Below are 18,369 nucleotides of genomic sequence, written 5' to 3' on the forward strand. Positions count from 1 at the left end.
TATGACGGAATGGGTTAGCTTTGTTGACTAAGAAGAGGCGTCGTTAAGATCTTGTTTAATGCATCTAAGTGACTGTTCTCTAAAGTATCGTTACTTGAGCAACGTACGCCAAGGTCCTGTAGCTTGCCATCGCCAATACCATAAACCACACCATGGATTTCAACGTCTTGGCCACGCTCCCACGCATTTTGCATAATGGTTGAGTTACCTAGGTTATAAACCTGTTCTGCGACGTTAATTTCGCATAACTTGTCACCCCATTGTTCACGAGGAAGCCCCTCGATTTGCTTGCGGTATTTTAGGTAATTGTCACGGATGTGCAGTAACCAGTTGTTGATAAGACCAAGTTTCGGGTTATCAATCGCCGCGTTAACACCGCCACAACCGTAGTGACCACAGACAATAATGTGTTTCACTTTAAGCACATCTACTGCGTACTGAACAACAGATAGACAGTTTAGGTCTGTATGAACCACTTGGTTGGCCACGTTTCGGTGAACAAACAGTTCTCCAGAATATAAGCCAGTCAGGCGCTCGGCTGGAACTCGGCTATCTGAACAACCTATCCATAGAAAACCAGGGCTTTGACCCTCTTCAAGCGTTGTAAAATACTCAGGTCTTTCAGAGCGAATTTCTTCAGACCATTTGGAATTGTTCTCAAAAAGCTGTTTTATTTCTGGCATCTTGCTTCTTACATCCCTCAATTAAGATGCTTAACTATACACAATGTTACAAATTCAATCTCGTAAAAACTGCGTCAAAATGTACTCATCTGACGTGTTCTAGTACGGAAAATCATAAACTTAGCCCACTATCAATAATCCGGTTATAAGACATGAATAATGTGATTGAATTAACACTTTCTGAACACTTGATACATTTGCTAAAGTTATAAGGTTTGTCATTTCATCATCAGGAAGGTGTGTTTTGTTTGGAAGTCGTTTTACGGATATCAATCTCAAAGGGGATATGTTTGGCGGTGTAACTACAGCCATCATCTCGTTACCTTTAGCATTGGCATTTGGTGTTGCTTCTGGCGCGGGAGCTGAAGCTGGCTTGTGGGGCGCCATTATGGTTGGCCTATTTGCAGCATTGTTTGGCGGTTCGAGTAGTTTGATTTCTGAACCTACCGGCCCTATGACGGTGATCATGACTGCCGTAATGACGAGTATGGTTGCTAAATATCCTGAAACGGGTATGGCAATGACCTTTACTGTCGTGATGATGGCCGGTGCATTCCAGATATTACTTGGTACGTTAAAGCTAGGAAAATACGTCACTTTGATGCCATATAGCGTGATCTCCGGATTCATGTCGGGCATTGGCGTTATTCTGATTATCTTGCAGCTGTCTCCATTGTTAGGGCATGCCGCTCCATCCGGTGGTGTAATGGGCACGCTCTCTGCTTTACCTGATACGCTAGCAAACTTAAAAGTGAGTGAGCTATTTCTAGGTGCTCTGACACTCGGTATTCTTTTTGGCTTCCCCGCTAAGTATCGTAAGTATGTGCCTGCTCAACTGGTCGCGTTAGTGGCTGTAACGCTCTTGTCCGTCATTATTTTTGATACCGACTCTATTCGCCGTATTGGTGAAATCCCAGCTGGTTTACCTTCCCTCGTTATCCCTACGATCAGCGCTGAACAGTTTACTACTATGGTTATCGATGCCTTGGTGCTTGGTACATTAGGTTGTATTGATACGCTTTTGACCGCGGTTATCGGAGATTCATTGACTCGTAAAGAGCATGACTCAGACAAAGAGCTTCGTGGCCAAGGCATTGCCAATATGATCTCTGGCCTGTTTGGTGCACTACCTGGCGCGGGTGCCACTATGGGGACTGTAACCAATATTCAGGTGGGAGCGCGTTCTCCGCTTTCAGGTGTTATTCGAGCTTTAGTACTTGCGCTCGTGGTATTGGTTGCAGGTGGTTTAACAGAACCGATTCCTATGGCAGTGCTGGCTGGTATCGCGATGTATGTTGGTTTCAATATCCTAGATTGGAGCTTTATCCAGCGCGCGCACAAGGTTAGCTATGCCGGCATGGGCGTGATGTACGGCGTGATGCTATTGACTGTGTTTGTTGACTTGATTATTGCCGTTGGACTGGGTGTGTTTATCTCGAATATTCTGATTATTGAAAGATTAAGCCGAGAGCAAGCCAGACAAGTTAAGGCGATCAGTGATGGTGATGATGAAGACGATATCCCATTGACTGATAGCGAACGTCAGTTACTCGATAGTGCCAATGGTAAGGTGCTATTCTTCTACCTATCAGGGCCGATGATATTCAGCGTTTCAAAGGCGATTTCACGTCAGCACTCAAGTATCTCTGACTATGAAGCGATGATTCTAGACCTGACAGATGTACCTATGATTGATGTCACTGTTGGCCTAGCGCTAGAGAATGCGATTAAAGATGCATTGGATGCGCAGTGTGAGGTGTATCTGCTGTGTCCTAATGAGAATACTCGTCAACAACTAGAGAAGTTCCACGTGATTGACCTAGTACCTGAATCCAACACTTATCGATTCAGATATGAAGCCCTGACGGCAGCAACAAGCTATGTCGACAGAGATGAGCATCAATTTGAGTCAGTTTAATTTTTCAGTAATAAGCTGATATTAATGACCTGATATGAATAATCTAATATGAATAAGCTATAGACGCTCACTTCAAGACTGATCATTAATGCCGTTAAGTGAATCACTTAGCGGCATTTTTATATTTATTGAACGTTGATTTAGTCTTCACCTAGCCAAGACGCTTATTTGTTTTCGAAAGAAACTCTCACACGATATTTGTATTCATCGTCAATCAACGATAAACTTGTTTGCAAAATGGCCGAGTTAACAAGTTTGGGTTAGTTTTCTGCTAGCTCGTTTTAAGCATTACTCTCTTCCTCAAGCTCGGTCGTCTACATCTTATCTATAGCAAATGGCAGTCTATCTCTATGTATGCATTAGAAATTGAGCAATTAAGAAAAACTTATGCTGGGGGCTTCGAGGCTCTTAAGGGCGTTAGTTTACAAGTAGAAAAAGGCGACTTTTACGCACTACTTGGTCCCAATGGTGCGGGTAAATCAACCACCATTGGTGTTATCTCTTCACTGGTAAATAAAACGTCAGGCAAGGTTAAAGTGTTCGGCTACGACATTGATACCGATCTGGAATTGGCGAAGCAGAACTTAGGCCTTGTGCCTCAAGAGTTTAACTTTAACCCGTTTGAAACCGTTGAACAGATCGTGCTGCAACAAGCGGGTTATTACGGCGTGCCAAAAGCATTAGCGAAAGAGCGAGCGAAAAAGTACCTATCTCAACTCGATCTGTGGGAAAAGCGTGGCGAACGCGCGCGTAACTTGTCTGGTGGTATGAAGCGTCGTTTGATGATCGCGCGTGCATTGATGCATGAACCTCATTTGTTGATCCTTGATGAACCGACAGCAGGCGTTGATATTGAACTACGTCGTTCAATGTGGGAATTCCTAAAAGAGATCAATGAGAAGCAGGGCATTACCATTATCTTGACCACGCACTACCTAGAAGAAGCAGAAATGCTGTGTCGCAACATTGGTATCATCAATCGCGGTGAGCTGATTGAGAACACAACAATGAAAGCGCTGTTGGGCAAATTGAGTGCTGAGACCTTTATTCTGGATCTGGAAGAGGGCACGACTGAACCTAAGCTTGAAGGCGTGAATAGCCAAGTGATGGTCAATGGCTCGCTAGAAATCGAAATCGACAAGAACCTAGGTTTGAATACCATCTTTGCTCAATTGAGCGAGCAACAGGTTAAAGTCCTCTCTATGCGTAACAAAGCAAACCGTCTAGAAGAGCTATTTGTGAGTATCGTCCGTGAGGGGAGTAAATAATATGTACAGCCTATATTGGACCGCTTTCTGCAGTTTGTTGACCAAAGAGATCAATCGCTTTACTCGTATCTGGGTGCAGACTCTGGTGCCGCCAGCGATTACCATGACGCTTTACTTCATCATCTTCGGTAACCTGATTGGTGCGCGTATTGGTGAAATGAACGGCTTTAGCTACATGGAATACATTGTTCCCGGTCTGATCATGATGTCGGTGATCACCAACTCATATTCCAACGTTGCTTCATCGTTCTTTAGTGCCAAGTTCCAGAAGAACATTGAAGAGCTGCTTGTAGCGCCTGTTCCTAACTACGTGATTATCGCCGGCTTCGTAATGGGTGGTGTGGTTCGTGGATTGTTAGTGGGTACCATAGTAACCTTCGTGTCGTTGTTCTTTGTCGACTTACAAGTTGACCATTGGGGCGTGATCATTGCGACGGTATTTTTAACGTCGGTAGTATTCGCTTTGGGTGGCTTGATTAACGCGGTATTCGCACGCACGTTTGATGATATCTCTATTATCCCAACCTTTATCTTAACGCCGCTGACGTACCTTGGTGGTGTGTTCTACTCGATCAGTCTATTGCCTGAATTCTGGCAAGGTGTATCGAAGTTGAACCCTATCGTGTACATGGTTAACGCGTTCAGATATGGCTTCTTGGGTGTGTCTGATGTGGGGATCGTGACGTCGTTTGGCGTACTAGGTGTGTTTATCGTGCTGTTGTATGGCATTGCACACTACCTAGTGGCAAAGGGTATTGGCTTACGTAGCTAACCTTTGGTTCATCTAAGTAACAGGTAAAGAAAAAGGTCGATATAACATCGACCTTTTTTTGTTTTGCGTTAAGAGCAGAAGCCGACTATTCAGTCGTTTCTTCTTTCACTTCTTCTTTGGTTTCCGTTACCAAATCGAGAACTTGGTTATCGATAAGACGCGTCTTACCTAGGAAAGCCGACATTAGAATCACTGCTTGAGTTGATTCTGAAGTGATCGCTTGCAGAGTTTTAGCATCACAAATGAAGATTTCGTCAGGTTGAAGATCTGCAGCGCGTAGTTGGTCAGTAGCATCTTCAATCACTGATGCGTAATCATCGCGACCACCACGAATAGCGCTGCTGATCCAGCGCATAGTACGCGCTAAAACGGGCGCTCGTTGGCGCTCGTCAATCGTTAGGTTGCTATTGCGAGAGCTCATTGCCAAACCATCCATTTCACGAACGGTCGCAACGCCGACAACTTCAATGTCTAATGCTAAATCAGTGGTCATCTGGCGAATAACAGCAAGTTGCTGAAAGTCTTTCTCGCCGAAGCATGCAAAGTCTGGCTGAACGATATTAAACAGTTTAGTGACAATGGTTGATACACCACGGAAGTGACCTGGACGAGAGGCACCTTCAAGCATGTGAGATATGCCAGGGACCTCAACAAACGTCTGCTTGTCTAATCCATCTGGGTACATCACCTCTGGCGTTGGTGTAAATACTAGCTCAACCCCTTCACCTGTTAGTTTGCTTAAATCTGCTTCTAACGTTCGAGGGTAGTTGTTTAGGTCGTCTGCACGGTCAAACTGCATTGGGTTTACAAAGATGCTTACCACAACGATGTCGGCCAGTTCACGAGCTTTCTTTACCAGAGTCAGGTGGCCTTCATGCAGGTTTCCCATTGTCGGTACAAAAGCAACCGTACGTCCATCACGCTTAAATTGTTTAATCTGCTCACGAAGAGCCGCTATTTCAGCAAAAGTTTGCATACTTACTCCTAAGCGATTGTATGAGCTTCATCAGGGAAGCGCGCGCTCTCTACTTCTTCTTTGTATAGAGCTACTGCCTTACGCATATCACCTGTTTCTGCTAGGAAGTTCTTAGAGAACTTCGGCATGTAGTTCGCAGAAATACCGAACATGTCATGCATAACCAAGATCTGACCATCGGTAACATTACCTGCGCCGATACCGATAACCGGTACGTCACAAGCTTCTGTAATTCGTTTTGCCAATGAAGCTGGCACACATTCAAGTAGAACGATTTGAGCGCCTGCGTTTTGCAGTGCTAACGCGTCAGCAACCATTTTGTCGGCTTGCTCGTCGTCACGACCTTGAATCTTGTAACCACCAAAAATGTTCACAGACTGGGGCGTCAAGCCTAAGTGTGCACATACTGGTACTGCACGTTCTGTTAGCATCTTCACAGTATCAACCAACCAGCTTCCGCCTTCGATTTTTACCATGTTCGCACCAGCACGCATCAAAGTCGCTGCGCTCTCACAAGCTTGTTCTGGCGTCGCGTAGCTCATGAAAGGCATGTCAGCCATAAGAAGACAATTTGGGCTACCAGCACGCACTGAGCGAGTATGGTAAGCAATGTCTTCAACGGTTACTGGTAATGTATCGTTATGGCCTTGTAAAACCATACCCAGTGAATCACCGACAAGCAGAACTGGCATTTCTTGGCTTTCGAATAATTGAGCAAAGCTCGCATCATAAGCTGTCGAAGTCGCAAATTTACGGCCTTCACGTTTGCATTTGATCAGGTCGTTAATGGTTACTTTTTTCATTGGTTTTCCTTAATGCGCTTGGCTATTGCTGCCAAACATTGAGCCCGTTCTTATCTACTATTTTCAGTAGTTCTGTCAGCTCAGTCCCATCAGGGAGTTGTAAACTTGGTGCGATTTCAGCAAGCGGGTAGAGTACAAACTCTCGTTCTTTCATTCCATAATGAGGAACGATTAAGCGCTCTGAATCGATCACCTCATTGCCGTATAGCACAATGTCGAGATCCAAGGTTCTTGGTCCCCAACGTTCGTCTTTACGGACGCGCCCTTGCTCTAGTTCGATCTTTTGAGTGCAATCAAGCAGTTCAATTGGCGTTAATTCGGTTTGGATAGCGACTACCGCGTTGATGTAGTCTGGTTGATTTTGCGGTCCCATTGGAGTGCTACTATATAGCTGAGAGGTCGCAATAAACGTTGATCGCGGTAGGCTTTTTAGCGTTTCGATAGCCAAATTTGCTTGGCTAACTGGGTCGGCAAGGTTGCTGCCGACCGCAATGTAAGCAGTTATCATTCTGATTGCTTACTCTTTTTGTTTCGGTAAGTCTTACGGCGACGATGGCCTGACTTTGATGGTGCTGCAACGTCGTTAGCCATTGCTTGACGCATGTTACGACCTGCAGTCTGATAACGCTCCCACCATTTTGCTAACTCTTTGGTTTCGCCACCTTCAATCTCACCACGCATTTCTAGGAAATCGTAGCCTGCACGGAATTTGTTTAATTCCATTAGACGAACAGCGCGTTTACCGTTGCGACGAGGCAGTCGAAGTTGCAGTTGCCAAACTTCGCGAATGGTTGCTGTGTGACGACGAGGAATCGCAATAGACTTTACTTGCTGATCTAGAATGATGTTACTCGCTTCCATGATCGCATCGTAGTGTGCCATACCCTGTTCAGCGACAAGTTTGTCTGCCAGCTTGTTCATTGGGTACCAAAGCATCGCTGCGAACATGAATGCTGGGTTTACTCGCTTACCATCTTCGATGCGAAGGTCGGTTGAATCGAGAACCAAATCAAGCATCTGCTCTGTGTGTGAGTCGTAATCTTCGGTGAAGTGCTCCGCTACCGCTGGGAACATCTGTTGGAATAGATTGTACTCGCGCATCAGGTGGTAGGTTTCTAAACCGTGACCTGATTGCAGTAATTTTAGAGACTCTTCGTAAAGGCGCGCTGCTGGGATATCTCTTAGAAGGTGAGCTAACTCTTCAATCGGGTCAGCCGTGTCTTCTTCGATGTCGAAATCCAGTTTAGCGGCGAAGCGCATTGCACGTAGCATACGTACTGGGTCTTCGCGGTAACGCGTTTCTGGATCGCCAATCAGGCGGATCAGTTTATCTTCTAAATCTTCTACACCACCCGCGTAATCGTGGATGCTGTAGTCTGCAATGTTGTAGTACATCGCGTTGATTGTGAAATCACGACGCTCTGCATCTTCATCAACACTGCCGTACACGTTATCGCGAAGTAGCATGCCTTCTTTCGATTGTGCAGAAACGTTCTTCGATGGTTCTTGGTGGTGACCACGGAAAGTTGCCACTTCAATGATGTCGCGACCAAACATTATATGTGCCAAGCGGAAACGGCGACCGATAAGACGACAGTTTCTGAAGAGGTGTTTGATTTGCTCTGGCGTTGCGTTGGTCGCAATATCAAAATCTTTTGGCTGAGAGCCTAATAAGATATCGCGCACACCACCACCGACTAGAAATGCGTCAAAACCCGCACCATTCAGGCGATATAGCACTTTTAGTGCGTTGTCGCTGATCTGCTTGCGTGAAATATTGTGCTCTTGACGAGTATAAATATTCAGAGCTAATTCGTGGAATCCGCGTTGTTCGCTTGGGGTATTGTCGTTTGTATTCATTAGTTTAGAACAAAGTAGGTATCGCCAACTTTGTTTTTCTCTTAGTCCAAAGTGGTAGTGCAGAGTTTAATTGCGGCTAATAATAGCTTAGCGCGAGCCATTTGAGAACATCGTCTGCTTAACCACAGTGGTTGGTTATGGCATTTTTATGTGTCGTTTTTGCTATTTGCCGTGAGTTTCGAGCTAATTACAGTGCTCTTTTTGTAAACTATCAGGTAACTGACTGACGTTCCATTGTTGGCAGCCCCACAATAAAATCTCATCCATTGAAGCCTCATAAAGGGCCGTCGGGATATCAAAACCTAAGAATCGCATCGCGTTGAGTAACGTTGGTTTTGGGTTGTCTAGATCTATCGCGGTGGCATGGTTCTGTTTTGACAGTTTATTCCCCAAGCCATCGGTTGCCAATGGTAAGTGCAAGTAGCTCACTGTTTTTTGCTTGAGCGTCTTATACAAACTGATTTGTCGACCTGTTGGTTCTATCAGGTCTGCGCCTCTTACGACTTCTGTTACTCCTTGGTCGATGTCATCAAGAACAACGGCCAAGTTATAGGCAAACAATCCATCTCTGCGTTTAATAATAAAATCTTCTTCAGCTAGTGCTTTAGGGATTTGAATGGTGCCGTGGCGAACATCATCAAAGGACTCCACTGGAAAGTCCATGCACAAGCGCACCGCCTGTTCACCTGAATCGATTAGGCCTACATCTCGACAGTGACCATTGTAAAAGCCGCCCAAAGCCTTTATCTGCTTGCGGGTGCATTGGCAGTAGTAGGCTTGATTGTCAGCAACCCATTGATCGATTTGAGCTTGATACAAGTCATGACGTTGGCTTTGATAGACGACTTCACCATCCCAAAATAGATGGTAAGCCTCAAGCGTCTTAAGAATGAGGTCTGCAGCGCCGGCCATTTCTCTTGGTGGGTCGAGGTCTTCCATACGAACTAACCATTTTCCTTGGTTAGATTTCGCTTGAAAGTAGCTACCAAGAGCAGCAACAAGTGAGCCAAAATGAAGAGGACCTGACGGTGATGGTGCAAAGCGCCCGATATAATTCATGAGTGAACAACCTAATCTAAATGGTACCGCAGTAGCCGATTCTTAAGACGTTTGACAAGAGCTTTAATGCCTAGAACTAAGGCTTAAAGCTGCTATTTACTATCAAGCGTGTGAAATACTTCGCTTGGATAACAAACAAAAAAGGGAGCCAAGGCTCCCTTTCTTTACATCTGCAAGAATTAACCTTGCATCTGTTTTTCTTTGATCTCTGCAAGTGTTTTACAGTCAATACAAAGATCAGCAGTTGGACGAGCTTCAAGGCGACGAATGCCAATCTCGATACCGCAAGAATCACAGAAGCCGAAATCGTCTTCTTCGATCTTGTCTAATGTCTTCTCAATTTTTTTGATAAGACGACGCTCACGGTCACGGTTACGTAACTCTAAGCTGAATTCTTCTTCTTGAGAAGCACGGTCAACTGGGTCTGGGAAATTCGCTGCTTCGTCCTGCATGTGGTGCACAGTACGATCAACTTCTTCCCTGAGCTGGTTGCGCCAAGCTGCTAAAATTTTTGTAAAATGTTCCGTTTGCTCAAGTGACATGTACTCTTCACCTGGCTTCTCTTGGTACGGTTCAACACCTGCGATGGCTAGGATGCCTAGCGCTTTTTTCTTAGATTCTGGCATACAGCATCTCCTATTTACACCTAGTCAACTGCAAAGCAGCTAATTTTAAGGCGGGTATCTATAGCAGAAAGAACGAATGGTGGCAAATACTCTTATTCAAACTTGCAATCAATGTGATTAGTTCAGCATCTTTGCTTAGCTATTGATAAATTCAACAGCTTGTTTTAGTTGTATTTGAGTACTGCTGAGCTCTGCTTTATAGCAAAGCACTTCAACTCCAGCGTCTTGTGCTTGTTTTAGTAATAACGAATATTTGGCGTCTATATGGTGTGCCGCAGACACTTTTTCAATACCTGAATGTAAAACAGTGAATAAAAGTACGGCTCTATTTCCAGATTCGACCATTTCTGTGAGTTCACGCAGATGTTTTTGGCCTCTGGTTGTGACCGCATCAGGGAAAAAACCTTGCCCTTTAGTTGACGTTTCTTGCTCGTCGAGCAAAGTGACGCTTTTCACTTCGATATAGCAAGGCGGCTTTTCGTTATCTTCAAGCAGAATATCAATGCGACTATTCTCACTGCCATATTTCACTTCGGTTCGTAACGCGTTATAACCTAAGAGTTCAACTATAGCCCCATTTTCAATTGCTTCCACTGCTAGCTGGTTTGCCCGCGCAGTATTTACACAAATACGATGACCTTTGTCTGTTTCTGAGATCTCCCAGCTGTTTGGGTACTTTCTCTTTGCATTATCGGAGGTTGAGTACCACACCGTATTGCCAGGAGTCGCACATCCTGTCATCGCTCCAGTGTTAGCGCAGTGAATAGTACGCTCGCTACCGTCAGGAAGTTGGATGTCAGTGAGGAAACGTTTATAGCGTTTAATAAGAGTCGCAGGCTCTAATGGCGGATTGAAGTGCATATTACTTATTTAGACAGGTAGGTTTTTATGTACAATGTTGCCAACATTACACCACAAGGTTCTCCCATTGCCACAACTGCCCATAGAAGCTGTGATGCCAGATCTGCTCGCTGGCGTAGAAACACACACTCAACTTATTCTAAAGGCCGCTCCCGGTGCGGGTAAGTCAACATTCTTCCCTTTACAGTTAGTTAAGACCAACGCCGTTCAAGGCAAAATCATCATGCTTGAACCGAGGCGTTTGGCTGCAAGGAATATTGCTACTTACTTAGCGAGCCAATTGGGAGAAAAGGTGGGAGAGAGCATTGGCTTTAGAGTTCGTGGTGAATCTAAAAGCAGCAGTGCGACTCGCTTAGAGATTGTTACTGAAGGGATCATGACAAGAATGATCCAAACCGACCCTGAATTAACTGGGGTTGATATGGTGATCTTTGATGAATTTCACGAGCGCAGTATTCACGCCGATACCGCATTGGCGTTTAGCTTAGAGATCCAAGAGGCGTTGCGTGACGATCTGAAAGTGGTAGTGATGTCGGCAACTTTAGATCAACAAGCTCTGCAAACTTTGCTGCCGAATGCCAAATACGTTGAATCACAAGGTCGCACCTTTCCGGTCGATTTCCGTTATCAGCCTCTTAACGCAAATGAATATCTAGCCCCTAAAATGGCTAACGTGATTCGCTCTCTGATGGAGAAAGAGTTAGGCTCACTTCTGGCCTTTTTGCCGGGTGTTTCTGCGATTAAGCAGGTGGAATCTCAACTAGAACAATTCGCCAATGATATCGATGTGTGTCCTCTGTATGGGCAACTCAGCTTTTCTCAACAGCAGAAAGCGATCGCGCCATCAGAGAAAGGGCGTCGAAAGGTGGTGTTAGCGACCAATATTGCTGAGACTTCTTTGACGATTGAAGGTATTCGATTGGTGGTTGATTCCGGGCTTGAACGTGTGGCGAAGTTCGATCTGAAAACCGGTATTACTAAGCTTGAGCAAGTGAAAATCTCGCAATCTTCAGCTGAACAACGAGCGGGCCGTGCGGGACGAATTGAAGAGGGCTTGTGCGTTCGTTTGTACAGCGAAACGCAGCTGATGCAGCAACCAGCTATACCAGAACCTGAAATTCTTCATTCTGATTTGTCTTCGCTGGTGTCTGAATTGACGCAATGGGGCGCTGCGAGTGCTGATGAACTGCAATGGTTAGACGTTCCACCCAAAGCTTCTATCGGGCAAGCCAAGCAACTCTTACAGACTCTTGAATTGTTAGACGATAATGGTCAATTTACGGCATTAGGAAAACAGGTCCAACGTTTAGGTCTAGAGCCTCGTATTGCCAGCATGTTGGTTAAAGCGCAGCAAGGTAGTCCTGCTTTGTTGAATGTCGCGATTGTTGCTGCTGCTTTGCTGGAAGAGCCGGAGCGCAATGTGACGGATATTCAACACTCTTTGCATCGACTTAAGCAAAGAAAACATTCCAAAAATAGCGTTGTGATGCAGCGAGCGAAAAGTCTCGCGAGCAAACTCAATCATCACTTAGATTTGTCACAAGCTGACGAATCATTGCTACCATTAGTGCTTTGTTTTGCCTTCCCAGACCGGATTGCACAAGTGAGAAGCGCGACCAGCAGTGCTTTCCTTTTGGCGAATGGCCACGGTGCTGAGGTTCGTGATGATGATCCACTGGCGAACAATAACTATATCGTAGTGATTGATTTGATGCGCAGCACAGGGCGAGCCAGTCAGATTTTCTTAGCCACCGCGGTTGATATCGCACAGTTAGAAGCTGAATTTCCAAAACTGTTTGTGCGTTCCGATTACGCCGATTGGGATGAGAAACGTGGCCGTTTAGTTGCTGAGCAGCGTGTATCTCTGGGCAAGTTGATTATCAGCACCAAAGCTTTACCTGATCCCGATGCGAATCAGGCGAGCCAAGCGCTGCTCAATTATGTCGCTCGATGTGGGTTGGATCGCTTAAATTGGACAGCTTCGGCTAAGCAGTTGGTTGAGCGTGTACGCAGTGCAGAGCTTTGGATGCCTGAGCATGATTGGCCAGCGATGGACGATGCGAGTTTGATTGAACACCTTGATGAGTGGCTATCTCCCTATCTGAATGGCATTAAGTCGGCAAAAGGACTGTCTAGTGTTTCGATTGAGCAAGCATTGTCGGCTTATCTTGGTTGGCCTTTGAATCAAGAAATCGACCAATGGTTGCCAACGCACTATCTGATGCCAACAGGCAGCAAGAAGGCCATTCGTTATCAATATCAATCTGAACCAGTGATCTCAGTGCGAATGCAGGAAGTCTTTGGCGAACAAGACTCGCCATTGATCGCGCAAGGGCGTAAAAAAGTAGTGCTTGAGCTCCTTTCTCCAGCACAGCGACCACTACAAATTACTCAAGATTTAGCTGGCTTTTGGGCTGGCGCGTACAAAGAAGTACAAAAAGAGATGAAGGGCCGTTACCCAAAACATCCTTGGCCGGATGACCCTGCTAACCATGTAGCAACCACTAAAACCAAACGACAGTTGAATCGATGATGACCAAAATGTTAACGCCAAAAAAGGCACCACCTAAAAAAGCGCCAGCAAAGAAGTCACCAGCGACCAAAGCCAAGCCAAGAAAACCAAGAGCGGCTGCGAAAAAGACCAAACCTAAGGCTAAGAAATCTGGCAAAAGAGGTTGGTTGAAGATCCTATGGGGCATTTCTTGGAAAGCGGGCTTAGCGCTTGCTGCATTGCTGTTGTTCGTCGGTATTTATCTTGATTCTGTGGTCAAACAGCGCTTTGAAGGTCAGCTGTTTGATTTGCCAACCGTGGTTTATGCGCGAGTGCTAGACCTGTCTCCGGGAACTCCGGTGAGTTTGGTTCAGGTTAAGAATGAGCTCGATGTACTTAATTACCGTAAGGTGAACGCGCCTCGTCACCCAGGCGAATACTCTTCTTCTTCGACCAAGATTGAAATGATTCGTCGTCCGTTCGAGTTTGTTGATGGACCGGAAGCGGATCGTCATGTGATGCTGCACTTCAATGGTAACGAATTAACTCGCATTCAGTCGCTGGAGAAGAAAGGCGACATGGGCTACCTGCGTGTTGAACCGAAAATGCTTGGCATGCTTGAGAAAAGTAACGATGAGCAGCGCCTGTTCTTAAAACGCAATCAGTTCCCAGAAGTGATGGTTGATGCCTTACTGGCAACCGAAGACCGAAACTTCTATCAACACGATGGTGTGTCGCCACTGGCCATCGCTCGTGCAATGGTCGTTAACGTCAAAGCTGGGCGAACGGTACAAGGTGGTAGTACGCTGACACAACAGTTGGCAAAAAACCTGTTCCTGTCCAGTGAACGTACATTGTGGCGTAAGGTTCGTGAAGCCTACATTGCACTTATCTTAGACCATCGTTACAGCAAAGACCGTATCCTAGAGGCTTACTTAAATGAGGTTTATCTTGGACAGAATGGTGGGCAAGCGATTCATGGCTTCGGTTTAGCGTCTCGTTTGTATTTTGGTCAACCTATTCAAGAGCTGCGCATCGATCAGCTAGCACTGCTGGTGGGTATGGTGAAAGGACCGTCGTATTACAATCCGGTTCGCTATCCTGAGCGTGCTAAGACTCGACGCGATCTGGTTCTTCGCTTATTGATGCAACAAGACATCTTAACTCCGCGACAATACGAAGAGGCGGCGAGTCGTGATTTGGATATTCAAGACAACCCACGCATTGCTAGCCGTCAGCCCGCTTATTTCCAACAAGTAAACATTGAGCTAAAGAAGTATGTCGGCGATCGATTTGAGGCGAAAAAAGGGATTCGAGTCTTTACCTCTCTGGATCCGGTATCTCAAGACAAGTTAGAGAAGTCGATTGCTCGTAAGGTGCCTGATTTATCGAAAACCGCAGGTAATAAGCTGGAAGCAGCAGCTATTGCCGTGGATAGAAATACCGGTGAAATCCGGGCGATGGTCGGTGGTAAGCGTACTGGCTACGATGGCTTTAACCGTGCCTTGAACGCGAGTCGCCCAATTGGTTCTTTGGTCAAGCCTGCAATTTACTTAACCGCACTAGAGCAGCCTCAGAAGTACACGTTGGCGACAACATTGAAAGACACGCCACTGAGCTTGAAAGGCAGTAAAGGTAGCGTGTGGAGCCCGAGAAACTTCGATCGTAAGTTCCGTGGCGATGTGCCTTTGTATGTGGCGCTTTCTAAGTCTTACAACGTACCTACTGTTCGTTTAGGCATGCAATTAGGCATTGATAGTGTCTCGGATACGATTGGAAAACTGGGGGTCGATAAAAATGAGATTCGCCCAGTGCCGTCGATGTTTTTGGGTTCGTTCTCACTGACTCCGTTCCAAGTTGCGCAGATGTATCAAACCATTACCAATTCTGGGCGTATAGCACCTTTGTCTGCGCTTCGCTCAGTTGTTGATAACGATGGCGAGGTTCTGTATCAGTCGATCCCTCGTGTATCACAAAGCGTTGACCAGCAAGCCGCTTGGCTTACAACCTATGCAATGAAACGTGGCGTGTCGGAAGGCACGGGCCGTTTCCTACAAGGTCAGTTTGCATGGGCAGGGTTAGCTGGTAAAACTGGCACTAGTAATGACAGCCGAGACAGTTGGTTCGTGGGCGTAGATGGCCGTGAAGTGACGACCATCTGGCTAGGACGTGATGATAATAAGCCGACTAAGCTTACTGGTTCGAGTGGTGCGTTACGTGTTTATGCCGATTATCTCAAACAGAGAACACCCGAGCAGTTATTACTGCCTTGGCCGACAGGAATTGTCACCGCTAACTTTACTCGAACTTCTGAAGGGGCTTTAGAGTTTGATTGTGATGGTGCAGTTAAACTGCCACTTTGGGATGAGGGTGGAAACATTAAAAAGGGCTGTGAAAGTCAACCAAAACAGTGGCTAAAGAAGCTTTTCCAGTGGTAAAGTCGTAACAAGAAAGAATGACAAGGACAGTTAAAATAATGATTTCTCGTTGGTTAGTGAGTGGCTTAGGTGTTGTCGGTACTGTGATCAGTTTTCAGCTGTTTGCATCCACCGCGACACAGATTGATCAATCTCAGCAGGCTGAACAAGCTCATAAAAGGCCAACCGTTGCTGTCGTTCTTGCTGGTGGTGGGGCAAAAGGTGCAGCTCACATTGGTGTGCTTAAAGCTCTAGAAGAGATGCAAATCCCGGTTGATTACATTACCGGTACCAGTATGGGCTCATACGTTGGTGGTCTTTATGCGACAGGGATGAGCGCAGACGAGATCGAGAGCTTTATTTATACGGTTGATTGGAATCGCGGTTATCGTGATCGCGTTAACCGTAGTGATCGCCGTGTACGTGACAAAGAATATGAAGACCGCTACCAACTGAACACCGATCTCGGCTTAGGTTGGGGCGAAATCAAAGCAAGGAAAGGGGTGGTGCAAGGCCAGAATATGTTGCGTATTCTGCGTGAGACCACGGGTAATCTATCCTCATTCGATTCTTTCGACCATCTTGCTATCCCATACCGTTCAGTCGCAACTGACATTATCGAACTTGAAGAGGTGGTCATCGATCATGGCCACCTTGTTGATGCCATGATGGCGAGTATGTCAGTTCCCGGCGCGCTTCCCCCTTATGACCTCGATGGTCGAATGCTGGTTGATGGTGGTGTCACCAATAACATGCCCGTCGACGTAGCCAGAGCGATGGGTGCAGACATCGTCATTGCGGTGGATATCAGTACCAACTACAAAGGCAAAGATGATTTCACGAATTTTCTAGCCGCAGCTGACCAACTCTCTAATTATCTTGTTCAACGCAGCACCCAAGAGCAAGCTGAAACTTTAACAGACGATGATGTCTTCCTGCGCCCAGATGTTGGGGAAATGGAGACGACAGAATTTGATAAAATGCCATCGGCTTTCCTCGCGGGCTATGAAGCTGCTAAGCAGCATACTGATGAACTTTCTAAGCTATCGCTCTCAAATGCCGATTATCAGCATTATATCGAGGACAAACAAAAAGCGCGCAGACAGCTAAAACACGGCGATAAGACCGTCGTTGACCGAGTTGTTATCAATAACAATACCCACTATTCCGATAAGCTGATCGAAAACCGTTTAAACCTTGATTCAGGTGAGATTCTGAAGACCAGTGAAATTGAATCTAAAGTACAAGACCTCTATGCGCTAGATAGATTCGAGTTGGTGACTTATGAATTTGACACGGTAGATGGCGAGGAGCAACTGCTGGTCGATGTGAACGAAAAATCTTGGGGGCCAAACTACCTCAACTTTCGATTCTTTCTTGAAGATGATTTCTCTACTACAAGCCAATACTCGCTCGGTGTCTCAGCCAACTTTACTGATATTAATAAGCATGGTGCAGAGCTAAGAACCAATATCGAGATGGGAACGGACAAGCGAATTGAAGCGGAACTATACTCGCCATTCTTTTCGAGTCAAAAGCTGTTTACTTCGGCATCGGTTGTTTACAGCAAAGAGAACAGAAACCTACCCGCAGATATTGATGATATTGAAGAACCGACACTGGACGTAACGAAAGATTATCTCCCTATGACGTATAGTGAATATGTCGGTGAATTGGCATTAGGCTATCAACCAACCTTGTGGCAGGAGCTGACATTTGGTGTTCGTTATACAGATGGGGATGTTGAGGTTTCTTCGTTACCTTCATTGGGCAGTGGTGGCTACAAGCGTATTGGTGGCTTCATGGGTTACCGACTGGATACTTTGGATAATTTCAGCTTACCGACCAAGGGTTACTTTGTCGATTTAGAGTACCTCGTTTCTCATGATGATTTTGATAATGACAGCTCTCTTGGTGAATCGGATTTAACGTCTGAGAGTGATACGGTTTATGAGTTTTCGGCCAATTTCATGGCAGCAAAGAGTATTGAGAAGCATACTTTAGTCGCAAAGCTGGATTACGGTATTGTAGAGAGCAAAAATTCGATTTTCCCTATTGATCCCAAAGAGCTTGGTGGCTTCTTAAACCTGTCAGGTATTCCAAGGAATAGTATGATTGGTCAGAACTTGGCTTACACCAGCCTTATTTATCGTTATAAGTGGTTTGAAAATGACTTCGGCCTTTTTAAATCACCATTCTACGTGGGCGCATCCATTGAGCATGGTGGTGTTTGGTCGAACAATGATTTGAGTATTGATGAAGCGCCAATGTACACCGCGGGTTCTGTTTTCGCGGGTGTTGATTCTCCAATCGGGCCGATCATTTTAGCTTATGGCCGAACCGAAGATAATTTCGATTCGGTGTATCTGATTGTAGGTACGTCCTACAAATAATCATGCGCAGAGTCGCCATTTAAGTGCGTAATTAGGCAAAAATAGTGGGACTTTCGTCTTAACTTGCTATGTTGGTCAAAATGATAAGATTTTAATTTAACGTTAAATTTGCTATTCTACCGCCCACAGTTTGGCCTCTATGACGCCGCTCATCAATACAAATTGAATGACAAAAATGGCAATGGAGAGCCAAGTTTCCAAGGATGTTCACTTCTTTATTTTACTAACAATTATGAAGGGAA

The 18,369-nt window shown here is 45.6% G+C and carries 14 protein-coding genes; 6 read left to right on the plus strand and 8 right to left on the minus strand.

Annotation, left to right across the window (positions count from 1 at the left end; all coding sequences use genetic code 11):
* Window positions 1-14 precede the first annotated feature (14 nt).
* Window positions 15-683, minus strand: a complete 669-nt coding sequence (gene can, locus AB4154_RS18475; protein ID WP_017063246.1) for a carbonate dehydratase — start codon at window positions 681-683, stop codon at window positions 15-17.
* A 286-nt stretch (window positions 684-969) separates the two neighbouring features.
* Here can and AB4154_RS18480 point away from each other — a divergent pair, with 286 nt between their 5' ends.
* The 3 genes from AB4154_RS18480 (at window position 970) to AB4154_RS18490 (ending at window position 4,641) form a co-directional block, all read left to right on the plus strand.
* Window positions 970-2,601, plus strand: a complete 1,632-nt coding sequence (locus AB4154_RS18480; RefSeq protein WP_017063247.1) for a SulP family inorganic anion transporter — start codon at window positions 970-972, stop codon at window positions 2,599-2,601.
* Between the two features lie 350 nt (window positions 2,602-2,951).
* Window positions 2,952-3,869 carry an ABC transporter ATP-binding protein gene (locus AB4154_RS18485; protein WP_017059435.1) on the plus strand — a complete coding sequence of 306 codons (918 nt, stop codon included), beginning with the start codon at window positions 2,952-2,954 and terminating at the stop codon, window positions 3,867-3,869.
* A 1-nt stretch (window position 3,870) separates the two neighbouring features.
* Window positions 3,871-4,641 (plus strand): ABC transporter permease, encoded by a 771-nt coding sequence (locus AB4154_RS18490; protein WP_372123774.1) that lies wholly within the window; start codon window positions 3,871-3,873, stop codon window positions 4,639-4,641.
* A gap of 85 nt (window positions 4,642-4,726) precedes the next feature.
* Here AB4154_RS18490 and panC read toward each other — a convergent pair whose 3' ends face one another.
* From panC to sfsA, 7 genes are all read right to left on the minus strand, one after another.
* A complete protein-coding gene (gene panC / locus AB4154_RS18495; protein ID WP_017059434.1) occupies window positions 4,727-5,617 on the minus strand; it encodes a pantoate--beta-alanine ligase in 891 nt (296 codons plus the stop codon).
* An 8-nt stretch (window positions 5,618-5,625) separates the two neighbouring features.
* Window positions 5,626-6,420, minus strand: a complete 795-nt coding sequence (gene panB / locus AB4154_RS18500; RefSeq protein WP_017059433.1) for a 3-methyl-2-oxobutanoate hydroxymethyltransferase — start codon at window positions 6,418-6,420, stop codon at window positions 5,626-5,628.
* A gap of 22 nt (window positions 6,421-6,442) precedes the next feature.
* Complete coding sequence (gene folK / locus AB4154_RS18505; protein WP_004735459.1) at window positions 6,443-6,928, minus strand: 2-amino-4-hydroxy-6-hydroxymethyldihydropteridine diphosphokinase; 486 nt, start codon at window positions 6,926-6,928, stop codon at window positions 6,443-6,445.
* The gene (gene pcnB, locus AB4154_RS18510) at window positions 6,925-8,280 is read right to left on the minus strand and encodes a polynucleotide adenylyltransferase PcnB (RefSeq protein ID WP_017059432.1); all 1,356 of its coding nucleotides are present in this window, start codon (window positions 8,278-8,280) and stop codon (window positions 6,925-6,927) included. Before pcnB ends, folK begins: the two co-directional genes overlap by 4 nt.
* Window positions 8,281-8,463: 183 nt before the next feature.
* The gene (gene gluQRS, locus AB4154_RS18515) at window positions 8,464-9,339 is read right to left on the minus strand and encodes a tRNA glutamyl-Q(34) synthetase GluQRS (RefSeq protein ID WP_017059431.1); all 876 of its coding nucleotides are present in this window, start codon (window positions 9,337-9,339) and stop codon (window positions 8,464-8,466) included.
* Between the two features lie 179 nt (window positions 9,340-9,518).
* The gene (dksA, locus tag AB4154_RS18520) at window positions 9,519-9,965 is read right to left on the minus strand and encodes an RNA polymerase-binding protein DksA (RefSeq protein WP_017059430.1); all 447 of its coding nucleotides are present in this window, start codon (window positions 9,963-9,965) and stop codon (window positions 9,519-9,521) included.
* Between the two features lie 135 nt (window positions 9,966-10,100).
* Window positions 10,101-10,826: a DNA/RNA nuclease SfsA gene (gene sfsA, locus AB4154_RS18525; protein WP_017059429.1), complete on the minus strand. Its 726-nt coding sequence runs from the start codon at window positions 10,824-10,826 to the stop codon at window positions 10,101-10,103.
* A 34-nt stretch (window positions 10,827-10,860) separates the two neighbouring features.
* Between sfsA and hrpB the strand changes: the two genes are divergently transcribed.
* The 3 genes from hrpB to AB4154_RS18540 are packed head-to-tail and all read left to right on the plus strand — an operon-like array spanning window position 10,861 to window position 18,127.
* Window positions 10,861-13,359 (plus strand): ATP-dependent helicase HrpB, encoded by a 2,499-nt coding sequence (gene hrpB, locus AB4154_RS18530; protein ID WP_372123778.1) that lies wholly within the window; start codon window positions 10,861-10,863, stop codon window positions 13,357-13,359.
* Window positions 13,356-15,755, plus strand: a complete 2,400-nt coding sequence (gene mrcB / locus AB4154_RS18535) for a penicillin-binding protein 1B (protein WP_017063253.1) — start codon at window positions 13,356-13,358, stop codon at window positions 15,753-15,755. Before hrpB ends, mrcB begins: the two co-directional genes overlap by 4 nt.
* 38 nt (window positions 15,756-15,793) lie before the next feature.
* Window positions 15,794-18,127: a patatin-like phospholipase family protein gene (locus tag AB4154_RS18540; protein ID WP_017059426.1), complete on the plus strand. Its 2,334-nt coding sequence runs from the start codon at window positions 15,794-15,796 to the stop codon at window positions 18,125-18,127.
* Window positions 18,128-18,369: the final 242 nt, after the last annotated feature.

Origin of the sequence: Vibrio sp. 10N.286.51.B11 (assembly GCF_041469245.1) — a bacterium.
Classification (GTDB): domain Bacteria; phylum Pseudomonadota; class Gammaproteobacteria; order Enterobacterales; family Vibrionaceae; genus Vibrio; species Vibrio crassostreae_C.

Excerpts from the sequence above, each read along its gene's own strand:
- can (WP_017063246.1), bottom strand. The coding sequence starts at position 683 with ATGCCAGAAATAAAACAGCTTTTTGAGAACAATTCCAAATGGTCTGAA.
- AB4154_RS18480 (WP_017063247.1), top strand. The coding sequence starts at position 970 with ATGTTTGGCGGTGTAACTACAGCCATCATCTCGTTACCTTTAGCATTG.
- AB4154_RS18485 (WP_017059435.1), top strand. The coding sequence starts at position 2,952 with ATGTATGCATTAGAAATTGAGCAATTAAGAAAAACTTATGCTGGGGGC.
- AB4154_RS18490 (WP_372123774.1), top strand. The coding sequence starts at position 3,871 with ATGTACAGCCTATATTGGACCGCTTTCTGCAGTTTGTTGACCAAAGAG.
- panC (WP_017059434.1), bottom strand. The coding sequence starts at position 5,617 with ATGCAAACTTTTGCTGAAATAGCGGCTCTTCGTGAGCAGATTAAACAA.
- panB (WP_017059433.1), bottom strand. The coding sequence starts at position 6,420 with ATGAAAAAAGTAACCATTAACGACCTGATCAAATGCAAACGTGAAGGC.
- folK (WP_004735459.1), bottom strand. The coding sequence starts at position 6,928 with ATGATAACTGCTTACATTGCGGTCGGCAGCAACCTTGCCGACCCAGTT.
- pcnB (WP_017059432.1), bottom strand. The coding sequence starts at position 8,280 with ATGAATACAAACGACAATACCCCAAGCGAACAACGCGGATTCCACGAA.
- gluQRS (WP_017059431.1), bottom strand. The coding sequence starts at position 9,339 with ATGAATTATATCGGGCGCTTTGCACCATCACCGTCAGGTCCTCTTCAT.
- dksA (WP_017059430.1), bottom strand. The coding sequence starts at position 9,965 with ATGCCAGAATCTAAGAAAAAAGCGCTAGGCATCCTAGCCATCGCAGGT.
- sfsA (WP_017059429.1), bottom strand. The coding sequence starts at position 10,826 with ATGCACTTCAATCCGCCATTAGAGCCTGCGACTCTTATTAAACGCTAT.
- hrpB (WP_372123778.1), top strand. The coding sequence starts at position 10,861 with ATGTTGCCAACATTACACCACAAGGTTCTCCCATTGCCACAACTGCCC.
- mrcB (WP_017063253.1), top strand. The coding sequence starts at position 13,356 with ATGATGACCAAAATGTTAACGCCAAAAAAGGCACCACCTAAAAAAGCG.
- AB4154_RS18540 (WP_017059426.1), top strand. The coding sequence starts at position 15,794 with ATGATTTCTCGTTGGTTAGTGAGTGGCTTAGGTGTTGTCGGTACTGTG.